Origin of the sequence: Chitinophaga tropicalis, from assembly GCF_009758205.1 — a bacterium.
Lineage (GTDB): Bacteria > Bacteroidota > Bacteroidia > Chitinophagales > Chitinophagaceae > Chitinophaga > Chitinophaga tropicalis.
Window position 1 is genome coordinate 1 of record NZ_WRXN01000004.1, and the last position, 17,248, is coordinate 17,248.

Here is a 17,248-nt window from a genome sequence, read left to right on the forward strand (position 1 = left end):
TAGTACTGTATTCCGCCTGCTGGTATTGACTGCTGTAATCGTTCTTCCTGATACCGGCGGTAACCATCAGCTGCTGTTTAAAGAAAGGCTGATCTATACGGGCTGACCATGCAGTTTGAGAGGAACCGGTTGTATACAGGCTGAAGGACTGGAACCCTGCTCCCATCACTTTATATACACCGCTTAAACGGGTACCTGTTCCAGGGATAAAGGATTCTGCCTTGACAGCATAAGCTTCATTCCTGTGATCGGAAAGCTTAAAGATGCTGCTGAACTTACTGCCGGTCTGGCTATCCTGCATATAATAAGGCATGGAAGAACGAGCCACTTCACCACTGATGAATGTGTGAGCCCCTAATTGCATGCGCCCTTCCAGGGCTATGCCCATCAGGCGGTAATCAGGTTGTTTCGTACTGTCGGCCGTATTCTGGTTAAATACCTGTTTCTTACCAAAGTAGTAAGTGAAGATGAGGTTATTCCCCTCTTTCATGCCTATCCCGGCCCTGAAAAGTGATAAGTATTGTCCTGTACGATTGCTGTTCACGACGTAATTCCTGAAACGGTAATCGACCGCCCCGGTAGCAATAGCAACATAATAGGAAGGATTATATTCTGCCTGTACGCCCTGTATGCTGATATCTTTCGCTGTCAGCTCTGAATAATTCACCAGGGTACGGCCTATGCCAAAGGAACGGACAGCAAGCAGTGTTTTGTAGCCTTTTGGCAATACCGTATCCGGCAGGTTGGATGTTTCAAGCGCCTTAGCCAGCTCCCGGTTATTACGGCTGCGGGCTATCTTTTCCACCAGGTCAGCGCCTTCGCTTCCAAATGCAGCCTCTTGCTCTCTGTACGAGGCATCCATGGCGCTCCATTCTTTTTGCAGGGAGTCCAGTTGTTTTTCTTTTGCTTTGTAGAGGTCTTCAAAATTGCTGGTAACGGAATCAACCGCAGATGGTGTTTTTGTTCCTGTCCAATTGCCTTTCCAGCGAAGAAGTGTATTTACATTCAATGCAGAAAGATCAGGTAAGGAATCTGCCACATTGCCTGCAGGCAGCGGGGTTCCATACTGCTTCCTCTCCCGTTCTTCTACCAGCTTCTGTATCTGAGCAGAGGAGTTTAACCAGCTCCTTAGTTTATAGACCTCCATGGCTTTGCTGTCCAGCTTTGTTCTGTAAGCATTTAGTCCCGACCGTTGTTTTAAACGGTTTTCATCCCAGCCCTGTAACTTCTCCAGCAACATATTCCTGAAATCACGGTTAGTGTACTGGAGATTGACGCCGGTAATGTTCCTGAACAATGCAGCATTGCCCTGGGTTGTTGAGAAGTTTATACGAAGCGGGTACCGGTCTCTGACCATAACATCCATATATACCTGTACTGTATGCTGGTATACATCTTTCTGCTGATAGGGCGTATCTATGGCTGACTGGTAATAGAAATCATACATTACATTACCATGCATCGTTAACAGAGGGTTTCTTTTTCTGACAGATTTAACTATCGGGGAAGTATAATTGATCGTATCACGCTCAAAAGGTATTAACGCCATTACACCGCTGGTATCTATTGTTACCAGGTAGTACACATCTCCCGACATGTGCCGCATTCCACGGGGGAATATTTGTAACAATCCTTTCCCTGATTCACCCGCAATGTTATTGCTACGGAGAAACTGGGCATAAGAATTTACAATCCCTGCAGACAGGAACAATAGTATAGAGACTAATATCTTCACGTACCCTATGATATTTAGACAGTTATGCGGAATGTAACAATGTATTACAAGCCACCCGGGGTTCAATATTTTAATTTGGAAACCGGTAAAGGTTCAGTTCACATCATTCACATAACATTAAATTAATGGTATAGGCGACTATGGTGGTCAACAATAAATCAAGTGGTTAAAATAGCTTCATTCTTTTACGAACAACAACGCAAAAGTATAAACAATCTTTTGATTTTTATCATTCATGAAAAGATTTTTTCTGTCATTTACGATTATCCTTTGAGGTAGGCAACAAGTCTTTTCACTCTTTTGAAATAAAGGTCACATGATCACATTTCATAAAAAAGACCTATGTTCACACTTTCTTTGTTACTATAACTTCAAACCAAATGCATTCCTCATCCCCCGATCTTTTTCATAAAAGGATCACATCAGCAGGCGTATTAATTGCTATCGGCATTGTTTTCGGCGACATAGGCACATCTCCTTTATATACATTAAATGCTGTTTTTCACGACAGGGTCATTACAGAAGATGTTGCGCTGGGAGCACTATCTGCTATTTTCTGGACCTTATTCTTCCAGACAACGCTCAAATATGTTATCATCACGTTGCAGGCAGATAATAAAGGCGAAGGAGGGATATTCTCATTATATGCCTTACTCCGCCGCTTATGGGGGAAATGGCTTTTATTCCCCGCTATGGCCGGAGGCGCATTCCTGATAGCAGATGGTATTATCACCCCTCCTATCTCTGTTGCTTCAGCTATTGAAGGGTTACAAAAGGTCAATCCGGATATTAATACTGTACCTATTGTACTGGGTATTCTCATTCTCCTGTTCTTCTTCCAGCAGTTTGGTACGGAGAAGATCGGGAAAGTGTTTGGTCCGGTAATGGTGATCTGGTTCACTTTTATTGGCGCATTAGGCGTCCTGGCTATGAAAGATACGCCGGAAGTATTAAAGGCGCTGAACCCTTATTACGCGTATGTAATGTTGACGCAGGCGCCCGGCGGATTCTGGTTGCTGGGGAGTATTTTCCTGTGTACTACCGGAGCAGAGGCCCTTTACAGTGATATGGGACACTGTGGCAGGAACAATATCCGCGTCAGCTGGATCTATATTAAGATCACCCTGATACTAAGCTATGCTGGTCAGACGGCATGGCTGCTGCAACACACGGGCGAAGAAGTAGGCGCCGTCAGTCCTTTTTATCATATTGTGCCGGAAGCTATCTACTACCCTTCCCTCATCATTGCCACACTGGCAACGATCATTGCCAGCCAGGCGCTGATCAGCGGTTGTTTTACATTGATCAACGAGGCTATCAGGCTGAATATATGGCCAAGGCATAGGGTTGAATTCCCCGGAAATATGAAAGGACAGATCTATATTCCTTTTATCAACTGGCTGTTAATGGCAGGCTGTATAGGCATGGTATTGTACTTCCGTGAATCTTCAAAAATGGAAGCTGCTTTTGGTCTGAGTGTTACACTCACCATGCTGATGAGCACTGTACTTATAAACTTCTACCTGCGGGTAAGAAGAGTACCGCTGATATGGAGAGCGCTTGTTACCGGCCTGTTCCTGCTGATAGAGCTTTCCTTCCTGTCTGCCAATCTGCAGAAAGTGAAAGAAGGCGGCTGGATCACCTTAATTATAGGATCGGGATTATTCTTTATCATGTATGTGTGGCATAAAGGAAGAGGTATTACCAACTCCCTGAAAAAAATGGTACCGGTGGAAGATTATATTGAGCTGCTGAAGAAACTCAGCATAGATAATAATATTCCTAAATATGCTACAAACCTTGTTTTCCTGACCAGCTCCGGCAGTTGTCGTAAAATAGAGAAAACAGCGATAGATTCCATTTTGTCCAGGTCTCCCAAGCGTGCAGATAACTACTGGTTTGTGCATGTGAATGTGCTGGACGAACCATATGCTATGAGCTATCACGTAGATACTGTTGTAAAAAATGATGTTTATTTCGTTGAATTCAATCTTGGCTTCCGCGTAGAGCCACGCATTGACTACTATTTCAAGCAGGTAGTAAATGACCTGGTAAAAAGCGGTGAAGTAGATGTGTCTGACCGGTTTGAACAGTATTACCAGGAAAACAAAATAGGAGATTACCGATTCCTGCTGACAGATTCATTCCTCTCTTTTGAAAATGATATGCCCTTCTGGAAGAACTTCCTGATGAAGAGTTATTTCAATCTCAAATACCTGAGTGTGAAAGAACCCGTGAACTTTGGCCTGGATATGAGTAATGTGAGCGTAGAAAAATATGCGGTGATCGTAACACCGGTAGCTCATGCTCCGCTGGTGAGGGAGTCAAAGTGATCAGCTTTTGTAAATGATATTATAAATAATACCGGATAGCACGATCAACAAATAACATGTTAATAATATATGCCAGGGTGTAATGAGCTCTTTCAGACTTTTACTTCGCTTTCGCATAAAATAAGTTTATGACTTATTGGGCTATCTGCGTACCAGAATTCTAAATAGTTGTTTATCAATGAGAAAAAGCAGGTTTTAGAACCTGCTTTTTCTCATTTTGAGAGGGCAGGTATTTCATTTTGAGTGCGTAGTATAACAATAGCGCTGAATGAACTGTTATAGATTTCAAATAAAAGATTATGGCTATTTTTCAGAAAGGCGAGACTAAAAATACGTACGACGTACTAATTAGTATCCAACATGGCGTATTTAATACAAAAACCAATTGACATTTTAATGCTTTTATGTAAAAAGTCCGGCGCTACTTATACCGGTACAGTTTTACCCGCTGTATTCCCCATGTTCCCATTGGAATACGGATATGCCGGCCCTGATGTGTCTGATCTCCGTTAAGCCGCCGGCCGGCCGCCCATTCACCGTTCACATACTCACCTTCATCTGCCTGCAGAATACCGGCAATGGGGGTTGTTTTATCTGTTGTGGCAAATGTAATAACGATGCCCGTGCCGGCAACAATAAACTCATCTTCGCCTGTCTGTATGATGATGCCACCTGCTTCTCCCCATTGAGCCCTGGGAATTCCGGACCATCCCAATGTACCATCATGTGCAACAGACAGGACATACTTACCGGCAGGAATGTCCTGCTTTGTATTAGTAGTATCCAGCAGTGCTCCATCAATTTTCCCGGTGCCCTGGTATGCGAGAATAACAGGTGTTAACTGCCGCAGCACCTCATAGCTCTTAGCAACAGGTTCTTCTGCCGGTTTATCAGTAGATTCTATAGAGAACGGAGAAAAGCCAATGCCGTTGTAATGACCTATAGCATAAAATGCTTTCGCCCCATCGGAAGGTTCAAAGCGTATTTCAGGAATGAACAATGGGTTATTACGGCGGGTATAAAGGTCATTGTAATGTTTGAAATAGGGATTGTAAAAATCAGGCGAGAGGATATCGATAGCCGGCGCAGCAGCCTGCCAGATATCCATCAGATGTGGTAATGGCCCGGCACTGGGATATTCTCCCGGCTTTACATTCTTATAGTTCAGGGCAGTATTCACAAACATGGGAAGCGGATATTCCGCTTTACCTTCGCGGGCAACTGTGTTGGTGTATGTGGTATAATACCAGGCCTGGAACAGTTCATCTGTAGCAAGCCCTTTCCCGAACACCTGTTCCCAGGTACCTTTTGTTAAGTATCCATTAGCTCCCCAATGCTGCTTTAATTCGGGTACTATCTCTTCCTTATGCTTATTGAGATGGTCCAGTAATGCTGCAGGCACCTGATCGTTAAACGCTGCATCGGCAGCTGCTGTATGTTCTCTTGCTTCCGTCAGCATACCTATTTCATTCTCTACCTGTACCATAATGACGGTGCTATAAGCAGCATCTATTTCATGGACATGCTTCATCAGTATACGGAATGCCTTTGCATCTGCTGTCAGATTATTGTGGCTAAAGGCTGAGAGAATTTCCAGTCCGCTTCCATCCTGTTTCTGTGCGCGTGGGAACCGCTGCTGATCTTTTTTTACCCATGCAGGCGCATAACAGCTCATGCTGTTCTTCCAGGCGCCAAACCATAAAAGTACCAGATGCAGGTCATGGCGGCGGGCCTGGTAAATAATACTGTCTACCAGTGTAAAATCAAATTTCCCTTCAGCAGGTTCCAGCAGTTCCCAGTAAACAGGTGTCAATACCGTATTCAGGTGCATCTGTTTTACCGTTGCCCAGATATCTTTCATATAGGGCAGGCTGGAAGCACTTGAGTTGCCCAGCTCTCCGCCTAATACGAGGAAGGGCTTTCCTTTAACGGTCAGCTGAACGGCTGTTCCCTGCTTTTTAAGTTGTGGATGGTTCTGTGCCTGGCATGTAAGCACCAGGAGTATGAGTAAGATATTGAATAGTATCCTCACAGGAGATGTGTTTAATTTTCAAACGGGAATTTCTGAGCAAATATCCTCTTCCATTAACTAAAGTAAAGACTATTTTCAAAATTGCAACCGATTGTGTAATTTATTTTCCAAAAAAGGTTACTTTAGCATTTCCACGATATGAACACCCGGATTTATGGCAAACGCAAAAGAAGTGACCATATATGATATCGCTAAAAGGCTGAATATTTCGGCTACGACGGTCAGCCGGGGTTTGCAGGACCATCCTACCATCAGCGGGAAAACGAAGAAGAAGATCGCGGATCTTGCTGAACAGATGGGATACCGGAGCAATCACTTTGCGCGCAGTCTGCGTAATCAGAAAACCAACACTATCGGCATTATTGTTCCACGGCTGAACAGCCATTTCATGTCATCTGTTATTGCCGGTATTGAAGAGGCGGCAAATGAACAGGGGTATTCCCTGCTTATTGCGCAATCTTCAGAATCATCTGTCAAAGAGGCTGCGAGCGCCAGGACCATGTTTGACAGCCGGGTAGACGGGCTGCTGGTGTCTCTTGCTTTTGATACGCCGGACCTGGGGCATTTCAGCCATTTCTTTAAAAAGGATATCCCTGTAATTTTCTTTGACAGGGTAATGGAACATGAAAACTCTACCAATATACTGATAGACAACCGGCAGGCAGCCTTTAATGCTACACGGCATCTTATAGAACAGGGCTGCAGGAGGATAGTTCACATTACGGCCCCTACCCTACGGAATGTATATAAAGACAGGCTTAAGGGATATAAAGAGGCATTAAGCCAGTATAAAATAAAGTTCAGGGAAGACCATGTGATCATAACAGACCTCAGCCAGGAAGCCGGAGCGGAAGCTGCTAAAACAATACTGAAGATGAAACCTCTTCCGGAAGGGGTTTTTGCAGCGAATGACAGTTGTGCCGTGGGTTGTATGCTGGCGCTGAAAGAGCGGGGTATACGCATTCCGGAAGACATTGCTTTTGTTGGATTCAATAATGATCCGGTGACCGGGGTCATTGATCCTCATCTGACCACTATCAGCTATCGCGGGTATGAAATAGGACAGGTGGCGGCACGGCACCTGATCAGCTATTTAAGTGGTACATCCCATGTGAGCAGTACCAACACTATTATCCTGCGCTCGGAACTGATTGTCCGGGCGTCGTCACTGAAGAAGGCCGGCAACAAGTAAGTATTACAACCGGTTTCAAAAAATGTTATTTACTTAATTCAATATCTTACACATGCGATCCTTAAACACACTCTTTATTTTCTCTGCCAGTGCACTGATGTGCAGCTGCCAATCGTCAGCCCCTTCTAAAACAGCAGAAACAGTAAAAGACACAGCCATTACCGACAGCAAGGAAAGTCATTATCTTTCCCAACCGCTGGTTAAGCATATTTACACCGCTGATCCTTCTGCGCATGTATTTAATGGAAGGATCTACATTTATCCATCACATGATACTGCTACGGGTATACCAGAAGATGATCTGGGCAGCCATTTCGATATGAAGGACTTTCATATTCTTTCCATGGATTCTGTTGGCGGGCTGGTAACTGACCACGGTGTTGCGCTGGACATCAAAGATATTCCATGGGCACACCGGCAGCTGTGGGCGCCTGATGCCGCATTTGCGAACGGCACTTATTACCTCTATTTCCCGGTTAAAGACAACCAGGATATTTTCCATATCGGGGTTGCTACCAGCAATGTGCCGGAAGGACCTTTTAAAGCAGAAAAGACGCCTATACCCGGCAGCTACAGTATTGATCCCTGCGTATTCCGTGATGATGACGGGAAGTTCTATATGTACTTCGGCGGTATCTGGGGCGGGCAATTACAACGCTGGAACAATAACAAATATGATTCTACGAAAGGCAACAGGAAAGCGGAGGAAATGGCTATCCTGCCAAGGATAGCGCGACTGGATGCTGATATGAAACACTTTGCAGAGCCTGTAAAGGAAATTAAACTGACAGACGAAAAAGGCAACCTGTATAAAGAGAAAGATAATGACAGGCGTTTCTTTGAAGCTGCCTGGATGCATAAATACGAGGGCAAGTACTACTTCTCCTACTCTACCGGCGATACGCATAACCTATGCTATGCTATTGGCGATAGTCCTTACGGACCATTCACCTATAAAGGCGTTATACTGAAGCCTGTTGAAGGCTGGACCAGCCATCATTCCATTATTGAAAAAGACGGGAAATGGTACCTGTTCTATCATGATGTGCAGCTATCCGGCAAGACCTACCTGCGCAACGTCAAGGTAACGGAGCTTCACTATAATGAAGATGGCAGCATACAAACTATTAATCCGTCCAAATGACCAGGAAAATATTCTATCTCGCATTAACCCTGTTATCTACCAAAGTGGATGCACAGGTAAGGCTTCCGCGGCTGGTACGGGACAGCATGATATTGCAGCGCGATATGCCTTTAAAGCTATGGGGCTGGGCCTCTCCGGGAGAACGGGTACGTATCCGTTTCCAGGGTAAGCAGTTTAAGGCAACCACTGCTGCTAACGGGAAGTGGTCAGTACAGATACCGGCATTAAAGGCCGGTGGACCGTACACTATGGATATTGAGGGGAATAACCACATTACGCTACGCGATATCCTGGCAGGCGATGTATGGATCTGTTCAGGCCAGTCCAATATGGTACACCAGATGTCACTGCATAGTGAACGTTATGCCAGTGATATAGCAAATGCGATGTACCCCGACATCCGTGAATTCCGGGTACCGGTCATGACAGATCTGAAAACAGCCCATGAAGACCTGGAGGGCGGTTACTGGAAAGCAGCTACTCCACAGGATGTACAGGGTTTTTCAGCAGTAGCATATTTCTTTGCGAGGAATATTTACCAGTTATATCATATTCCCATTGGACTGATCAACGCCTCTGTAGGTGGTACGCCTGTTGAAGCATGGATAAGCGAAGAGGGACTGCAGGCCTTTCCATATGTCACTGATATTGTTCAGAAAAACAAGAACAGGATTCCTCCTGTGCGCCAGCAGCCATCTTCTCCAACAGCGGACGCTGGCATGGGAAAATGGTATGATACTGCTTATGTTCCCGTTCACTGGCGTCCTATAAATATACCCGGCTACTGGGAGGACCAGGGCATCCGTGACCTGGACGGTATAGTATGGTACCGGCGCGAAATAGAGGTACCTGCCGCTATGACCGGTGTTCCTGCGGTCTTAAGGCTGGGCAGGATCGTTGATGCGGATGAAGTATATGTTAACGGACAAAAGGCCGGCAATACTACCTATATGTATCCGCAACGGCGTTATATGCTATCTGCCGGTGTATTAAAAGCCGGTAAGAACCTGATCGTAATACGGGTGACCAATAATACCGGCAAAGGCGGTTTTGTGCCTGATAAGCCTTATTATCTCAGTGCGGGCAGAGATACGCTTGATCTGAAAGGCACCTGGCAATATAAGGTTGGCGGAGTGAATACCGCTCCATCAACCGGCAACGGATTTTCAGCACAGAACAGTCCTACCGCCTTGTACAACGCCATGCTGGCGCCTGCAACCACTTATGCTGTCAGGGGCATTTTATGGTACCAGGGAGAAAGCAATACCGGCAATCCGGGGGCTTATGCCTCATTAATGCCTGCGTTGATCAGCGACTGGAGAAGTAAATGGGGTAAGGCAGATCTTCCCTTCCTCTTTGTACAGTTACCTAATTTCATGGAGGTACAATACCAGCCATCTGAAAGTAACTGGGCAGCGACCAGGGAATCGCAACGTAAAACGCTTGCTGTGCCGAATACGGGCATGGCGGTGACAATAGATCTGGGAGAATGGAATGATATTCATCCAGACAGGAAGAAAGAGGTGGGTGACAGGCTGGCGCTGCTGGCCAGGAAGATGGTATACGGGGAGAAACAACTGGTGGAGGCAGGGCCACTTGTTGAGAAAGCGACTATTGATGGTAATAAGATCATTCTTTCTTTCAGCAATACGGGAAGCGGGCTAATAACAAGCGATGGAGGAGAGCCTGCGCAATTTGCCGTTGCAGGTGCGGATAAAAAGTTTGTGTGGGCTAAGGCAAAGATTGAGGGAAATACTGTTGTTGTGTGGTCTGATGCTGTTGCGTCTCCAAAATATGTACGTTATGCGTGGGCTGACAATCCTGATAATCCTAATTTATATAACAGGGAAGGCCTTCCGGCCTCCCCTTTTGGTATTGAAATTCATTAATATCCGGGGTTCTGTCTGTCGATACCGCCATCTGCCAGCTTTGGATTGTTATCAATCTCCTGCTGAGGTATCGGCAACAGTTCATCCCTGTTCTTCCTGAAGTAACTGAGAGGATCTGTAGTGAAATAGCCTTTCTTCCTCCATCTCAGGATATCGCGGTTACGCACTTCCTCGTCGCCCAGTTCTACTGCCTTCTCGTGCATAATAGCTTTGGTAATTTCATCTTTGCTACCTACCGGGAATTGCGCCGTAGGATAGTGAGGCATCATTACAGAAGGCCTGTCCCTCACCTGGTTCAGGTAAGCAACTGCAGCACCGGTATTACCCAGTTCATTTTCACATTCTGCCAGCATGAGCAATACTTCTGCCAAACGGATGATGCGTTGGTTATTGCCTCCGGGATGGTAGGATGCAGTAGACAGGCTTTGTTTATAGATGATCATGAATTTACGCCAGCTGATCTTTTTAGTTACGCCATTCACTACAGAGGAGTTACCGTTCTGCATGCCATCTGTTAATACATCTGCGCCATTATTAAACGTATCTCCCGTTTCATAGACAGTTCCTTTATAACGGGGATCTGTTTTAGCGGCGCCGGTTGCTGTATTCTCAAATTCGTTGAGGAATTTATTTGAGGGAATGAGGTTTCTCCATGCCAGCGGACAATATTCCTGGTTGCGGATAGTGGATTGTGCGGTACCTGCACCATCGCCGGTGCCGTTCCAGTCGAACGAGTTATCGCCTCTGTCAACATAAACAGCTTCCCAGATAGATTCTGCGTTGAATTCTGTTTCTTCCAGGAAATTATCTCCATAGTTATTCATCAGGCTATAAAGGCCTGAACCTGTTACTTTTAACAGGGCTTCTTTTGCAGCAGCATAATCGCCTTTCTGCATCTGTACCCTGCCCAGCATAGCATTTGCGGCGCCAGAGGTAGCGCGTCCCTGCTCTGCCGAGGAGTAGGTTGCGCTTAATATACCGGCAGCATCTTTGAGGTCCTGGATGATCTGGGTATATACCGCATCTTCTGTGGCTCTGGGCTGAAACTGATCCGGAGCGCTGACTACCTGTGTGTATAAGGGTACAGGGCCCCAGAGGCTTACTAATTCAAAATATGCCCAGCCTCTGAAGAATTTTGCCTCAGCCACACATTGATCACGTACAGCGTCATTATCTGTCACGTTTGGCGCACTGCCTATTACCGTATTTGCGCGGTGAATAACGGTATACAATCCTCTCCATACACTGTTCATCACGGAATTGTCTGATGTGGTGGCGCCGTTCAGTATCTGGGCGCGGGGCACTTCCAGCTGACCGCCGCCGGAGGATACATCGTCACTTCTGAGATCGTGCAGGAAAAACCATTCACGTCCGATCAGGTTACCTGCGTGGAATGCTGAATAGATGGCATTGGTACCTTTCTGCATTTCGCTGCTGTTCTTGAAATATTTATCGAGCGTAGCGTAACTGGGATTTGTCTTATCGAGGTCCTTATTACAGGCTATTGTTAAACCTGATATTATCAGACCAGCTAAAATATATTTCTTCATGATTGTTCTTTTTGTTGTACCTGTTTTAAAAACCTACCTGCAAGCCAAACTGGAAGGACCTTGCAGAAGGATACTGACCATAATCGATACCATTAGTAAGCGTTGTGTTCTTAGAACCTATTTCAGGGTCCCAACCTTTATAGGAAGTGAAGGTCAACAGGTTCTGTGAAGAGACATACAGCCTGAAGCTGCTTACTGCTCCACGGGTTAAAGACTTCAGGGTTGAGCCCGGAATGGTATAACCCAGGATCACGTTCTTCAACCTGAGGTAAGAGCCGTTCTCTATCCAACGGTCTGATACGCGGGCGTTCTGGTTAGGATCTCCGCTGATAGCCCTTGGAATATCGGTATTGGTATGTTCAGGAGTCCAGGCATCCAGTACTTCTACGCCGGCGCCAAACAGGCGGGCCATGCCTTCACGCATTACCCTGGTACCGTTGAAGATCTTGTTGCCTTGTACGCCCTGGAAAAAGAGGGACAGGTCAAAGCGTTTATAGTTAGCACTGTAGTTCAGTGCGTAGGTGAATTTAGGTACATAGGAGCCCAGGAAAGTGCGGTCATCCGCAGTAATCTTTCCGTCCCCGTTCAGGTCTTTGAACCTGATATCGCCAGGAGCGGTTGATTTAGCAGGATCAGTACCTGTTATCTGTACGGGGCCTCTGTTCACTTCATCCTGGTTCTGGAAAATACCGTCTGTTACGTAACCGTAGAAGGACTGGATGGGCTGACCGGCAACAGTGCGGGTCATATTACCGTTACCGAAATCGGCGTCAGCGCCGGCATCGATAGTAGCCCCCGGAGTATTGAGGCTTACTACCTTATTGGTGATAAAGCCGATATTACCTGTTACGTTCCAGGTGAAAATGCCTGTCCTTTTATTATAGCCCAGTTGCAGGTCAACACCGGTATTTCTCATGGAAGCTGCGTTCAGCTGGGAACCTGCACCGCCAAAACCGAAGCTGGAAGGTGTAGGAATGGTCAGGATCAGGTTATCTGTCTGCCTGCGGTACCATTCTGCTGTCAGGGTTATTGTATTATTAAACAGCCCGAGGTCAAGTCCTACGTTTATTTGTTTGGTCTTTTCCCATTCCAGGCTGCTGCTTGCCAGCTGATTGTAATAAGAGGCATTGCCTACGCTGATGGTATTGCCGAAGGGATAGCTGGCACCATTGGCCTGTACAATAGCCTGCCAGGGATATTCATTGGCAAGAACGGAGTTCTGTAATGCGGGGAATATACCGATTGCATTCAGGCCGGTAATACCCCATCCACCTCTCAGTTTCAGTTCAGAGATGGCCGTAACCGGTTTGATGAAAGGCTCCTGGTCGATTCTCCACCCTGCAGAAACAGAAGGGAAGTTCTGGAATTTCCGGCCCGGCGCCCATACGGAAAGTCCGTCACGGCGAATGGCACCGCTGAGCAGGTATTTGCCGGCATATTCATAGCTTAATCTTCCGATGTAGGACTGTATCAGGGAAGCTGTTCTTGAAGAGAAGGCGGTCACGTTGGTAGCGCCTACAAAGGTCTCTATATCATTAGTGCTTTGATTTCCTTTCTGTGATTCACCGAAGTTATCCGCACTCTGTCTTTCGTAAACAGCAACAGCGTTGATATGATGATTGCCGAAGGTTTTATCGAATGTCAGCTGTTCCGTGAACAACAGGGTGGTCCTGGCAGCCCGCTGGTCTGTAATAGTGGCTACAGTGGCATTTCTTCCTTTATCATTGAAGATGGGTGCAAATTCATGCTGATATTCTGAAGCGTAATCTGTGCCGAAGGTAGATCTGAAATTGAGCCAGGGGGTGAAGTTCACCTGGGTGTATACTGTACCCAGCAATTTGAAGATCTGCCGATGGGCATCTCCCAGCAGTGTTGCGTCTTCTACAGGGTTGGTAGGGTCAGCGCCATCTACACTGTTCTCTGCATTGCGGTAACCACCCAATGTTGTTGGATCGTACACAGGCAGATAAGGCAATGCTCTGATGACGTTGGCCAGGCGGGTCCTGTTACCTTGCGTATTATCATACCGCTGTTTGGAATAGGATAAGAGGAGGTTTTGTCCTACGGTAAATATCTTGCTGAGATTATGTTCAGAATTAACCCTGAAGTTGCCACGCTGGTAATTTACACCCTGGGCAATACCTTCCTGTTTGAGGTAGCCGCCGGACATATAATAGCGGGACACATCATTACCGCCGCTTACAGACAGATTGGACTGGGAGATAAATGCTTTTCTGAAATAGGCATCCTGCCAGTCGGTATTTGTCTGTGCATATGTCTGGGAAGTGCCATCATAGATAGGCTGATTGAAATTGGCATCCTGCAGGCGCGGGGGTTTGGCTATACCTGCCGCACCATTGAGCGCTCTTTCATATTGCAGGTATTGCTGTGTGTTGAGCAGGTCTATCTTTTTCCATGCAGACTGCACGCCTACGTAAGAATCAAAGTTTACGTGCGGCTTACCGTCCCTGGAGCCTTTTTTAGTAGTGATGATGATAACGCCGTTAGTGGCGCGGGAGCCATAGATGGCAGCAGCGCTGGCGTCTTTCAGGACCTCTACCGATTGTACGTCCCTGCTGTCGAAGTTTGCGAGGTTGGAGGTGGGAAAACCGTCTATAACATAGAGGGGATCAGAGGCATAACTGATTGAGCTGATACCTCTTATCCTTATGATAGGATCTGCGCCGGGAGCACCGTTGTTGGTAACTGTCAGGCCGGCTACTCTTCCCTGTAAGGCCTGTTGTACGCTTACCACAGGAAGTTCGCTGATGGTCTTGCTGTTCACAGATGCTACAGAACCTGTGAGAGAGCTTTTCTTCTGGGTACCATAACCGATCACCACCATTTGTTCCAGCGACTGGGTATTGGGAGCCAGGCTGATATCATACTGAAGTCCGCCGCTTACTGTAAGCTGGCCGGGGGAATAACCTACATAGCTGAATACCAGCATGTCGCCCTCTGTAGCGTTCATGCTGTAGCTACCATCAGCACCTGTAACGGTACCGCGGCTTGTATTCTTAACAGCAACGGTAACGCCGGGTAGTGGTTTCCCTGCCTCGTCAGTTACTTTACCCCGAATTGTTTTACTGTTTTGAGCGTTTACCCCGGTAAGCACCAGGAGGGATAGAACGGTCAATAAGGTCCGGAGAATACGTCTTTGTGCCGTGGGAGCCAAGCGTATCCTGGAGAAAGCCCCTAAAAATGGATTCATAACGCGTGTAATTGATGGTTTTATATAATGGAATAAAAAATTTTGGTCAACTGGCTGACAAGTACATCCATTTGTATTTCTTATGTTCCGGGCATCCGGCCACAGGCCTGATAAAACAGCAATAATGTCCTATGGACACATATTCCGGGAAACACAGCTTTTCATAAGTCCAATTAAGTCCGGGTTTCAACAGAGTTTATAAATCTGCGCCATGAAGTACCTATTAAATCGCCAATTTCATTGGTTTTATTTTATCAATAATTAGTTGATATTTCTCATTTCGCAATCGGTTGTGTAACTTTAGGGAATAAACCCTGAGGAATATCCGCAATATGTTAAACTGAGGTATATGCAAGACACCCTGTTATTAGTAGATGACAATAAGAGTACGTTACAATTCCTTTCGAAAGACCTGGAAAAGGATTATCATGTTTTTACTGCAGAAAACGGGCAACAGGCGCTGGATATGGTTGAAAGTCATTCTATCCGCATGGTTATTTCTGACATACAGATGCCGTTGGTGAACGGGTTTGACCTTTGTACCAGGTTAAAGGCAAGCCTGAATTATTCTCATATTCCTGTTATCCTGCTTACCCCAAGGAAAACATTGCAATCCAGGTTGGAAGGATTAAAAGCAGGCGCTGATGCCTGTATTGAAAAGCCATTCACTTCTGAGCATCTGAAAGTTCAGATCAGCAATCTTCTGAATAACCGGAATAAGATCAGGGCATACTTTACTCATTCTCCGCTGGCACATATGAGTACAATGGCTTACTCAAGGACTGACGAGAGCTTCCTGGGAGAGCTGAACAGCCTGATACTGGAAAATATTGAGAATACAGACCTCAATGTAGATCTCCTGGCAAAGCTGATGAACATCAGCAGGCCAACCCTTTACAGGAAGGTGAAGGACCTTTCTGACCTGACGCCTAATGAGTTAGTGACTATAACAAGATTGAAGAAAGCAGCGGAGATACTGACTGTAACAAGCTATAAGATCTTTGAAGTAGCTATGATGGTTGGATTTAATTCGCAAAGCAGCTTTGGAAAAGCTTTTATAAAGCAATATAAAGTGACCCCTACAGAGTTTCAGCAATTGAGGAAGCAAAAGAGATAAGGGAGTGGGGAGTTTAAATTTTAGTTTTGATATAGTGGAATTGCTCAGAAAACCGGGTTTCGCCTTCGGCAAAACCCGGTTTTCTGAGAGAGGATTTTCTTGCGCTACATGCGGCTGATTTTTTGTGCCAGGGTTTCTGCCTGCGGCGGCTGAAAATGTTTATAGAAGTTAACCGCAGTTTACTGGAGTGGGGTTTTGAATCCCAGTTGTAAACTAACCCCATCCAGGTTACCATTATACACCTGTGTTTTTACCGGGAAGCTCATATACTGTGGTTCGAGATAAAGAATGAAATACCTGTTGATCTTAAAATTAACCCCAAGGCCGCCACGCCAGGCCATCGCTCCCCGGGATGAGCTTTTCAGATATGCTTCATCTGCATCCGGCCCGCTTCTGAGAAAAGGAATATCTGTTACGGCTAATCCCGTACCTGCATAAACGTAAGCTGAAAATCTGTGTAAGCGCCAGATGTAGCCCAAGTCCAATCCAATGGCTGTAGTGGGCACTTTTCCTTCTATAGATGTATTGACCCCGTTCTGCATATATTTTGTATGAAAGGCAATGCTGTACTGATCAAAGAAGAGGCGGCCAAACAGCCGCTCTTTATAATCTACCTGAAACTGGAAAGAGCTGACGGAACCGCTTTCGCTCAGAGAGGTCTGGGCGGTGAGGGGGAAATAATATCCCACCCCACCGTTAAAGTAATATTGCCAATTTTTCTTTTTAGTCTGTGCCCGGGATGGTAATGACACTCCCAGGATAAATGCTATAACTGTAAAAGCAAAGTGTCTGATCATAAATGATGCTTTTATATGAGAATGATTATTTCAGTGTGCAACAATGAAATCCGTGCTTTGAAAGAAAAGATTCGAGGTCGGCCGTCAGGTCCCTTTCAGTCTCTACCCGCAATACTTTATCACAATCTTCGATATCAATGGTCCAGTTATTCTTTCCTACCAGACGGGTAAGCCCGTCTGCAACAGCTGCTACATCATCGCTATTCATTACAGTTGTTTTGAAAATGAGAATCTTCATCCTGTTGAAT

At 45.9% G+C, this 17,248-nt stretch carries 11 protein-coding genes; 5 read left to right on the forward strand and 6 right to left on the reverse strand.

Features of this window, described 5'->3' with window-relative positions:
- Positions 1-1,735 (reverse strand): hypothetical protein (locus GO493_RS10575; protein WP_157306135.1); only part of this gene is annotated, 1,735 nt, incomplete at its 3' end.
- Between the two features lie 380 nt (positions 1,736-2,115).
- Here GO493_RS10575 and GO493_RS10580 point away from each other — a divergent pair.
- Positions 2,116-4,068, forward strand: a complete 1,953-nt coding sequence (locus GO493_RS10580) for a KUP/HAK/KT family potassium transporter (RefSeq protein WP_157306136.1) — start codon at positions 2,116-2,118, stop codon at positions 4,066-4,068.
- Between the two features lie 421 nt (positions 4,069-4,489).
- Here GO493_RS10580 and GO493_RS10585 read toward each other — a convergent pair whose 3' ends face one another.
- Positions 4,490-6,100 (reverse strand): GH35 family beta-galactosidase, encoded by a 1,611-nt coding sequence (locus GO493_RS10585; protein ID WP_198315675.1) that lies wholly within the window; start codon positions 6,098-6,100, stop codon positions 4,490-4,492.
- Between the two features lie 154 nt (positions 6,101-6,254).
- Between GO493_RS10585 and GO493_RS10590 the strand changes: the two genes are divergently transcribed.
- The 3 genes from GO493_RS10590 to GO493_RS10600 are packed head-to-tail and all read left to right on the forward strand — an operon-like array spanning position 6,255 to position 10,325.
- Positions 6,255-7,292 carry a LacI family DNA-binding transcriptional regulator gene (locus tag GO493_RS10590; RefSeq protein ID WP_157306137.1) on the forward strand — a complete coding sequence of 346 codons (1,038 nt, stop codon included), beginning with the start codon at positions 6,255-6,257 and terminating at the stop codon, positions 7,290-7,292.
- A gap of 52 nt (positions 7,293-7,344) precedes the next feature.
- Positions 7,345-8,436, forward strand: a complete 1,092-nt coding sequence (locus tag GO493_RS10595) for a glycoside hydrolase family 43 protein (protein ID WP_157306138.1) — start codon at positions 7,345-7,347, stop codon at positions 8,434-8,436.
- Positions 8,433-10,325 (forward strand): sialate O-acetylesterase, encoded by a 1,893-nt coding sequence (locus GO493_RS10600; protein ID WP_157306139.1) that lies wholly within the window; start codon positions 8,433-8,435, stop codon positions 10,323-10,325. The genes GO493_RS10595 and GO493_RS10600 overlap by 4 nt, the downstream gene beginning before the upstream one ends.
- On the opposite strand, the gene GO493_RS10605 is transcribed toward GO493_RS10600, so the two are convergent.
- The gene (locus GO493_RS10605) at positions 10,322-11,875 is read right to left on the reverse strand and encodes a RagB/SusD family nutrient uptake outer membrane protein (RefSeq protein WP_157306140.1); all 1,554 of its coding nucleotides are present in this window, start codon (positions 11,873-11,875) and stop codon (positions 10,322-10,324) included. The genes GO493_RS10600 and GO493_RS10605 overlap by 4 nt on opposite strands.
- A gap of 25 nt (positions 11,876-11,900) precedes the next feature.
- Positions 11,901-15,086 carry a SusC/RagA family TonB-linked outer membrane protein gene (locus GO493_RS10610; protein WP_157306141.1) on the reverse strand — a complete coding sequence of 1,062 codons (3,186 nt, stop codon included), beginning with the start codon at positions 15,084-15,086 and terminating at the stop codon, positions 11,901-11,903.
- A 349-nt stretch (positions 15,087-15,435) separates the two neighbouring features.
- Between GO493_RS10610 and GO493_RS10615 the strand changes: the two genes are divergently transcribed.
- On the forward strand, positions 15,436-16,203 hold the full coding sequence (locus GO493_RS10615) for a response regulator transcription factor (protein WP_157306142.1): 768 nt from the start codon (positions 15,436-15,438) through the stop codon (positions 16,201-16,203).
- A gap of 179 nt (positions 16,204-16,382) precedes the next feature.
- On the opposite strand, the gene GO493_RS10620 is transcribed toward GO493_RS10615, so the two are convergent.
- Positions 16,383-17,000, reverse strand: a complete 618-nt coding sequence (locus GO493_RS10620; protein ID WP_157306143.1) for an outer membrane beta-barrel protein — start codon at positions 16,998-17,000, stop codon at positions 16,383-16,385.
- 25 nt (positions 17,001-17,025) lie between these two features.
- Positions 17,026-17,238, reverse strand: a complete 213-nt coding sequence (locus GO493_RS10625) for a hypothetical protein (RefSeq protein WP_157306144.1) — start codon at positions 17,236-17,238, stop codon at positions 17,026-17,028.
- Between the last annotated feature and the right edge of the window lie 10 nt (positions 17,239-17,248).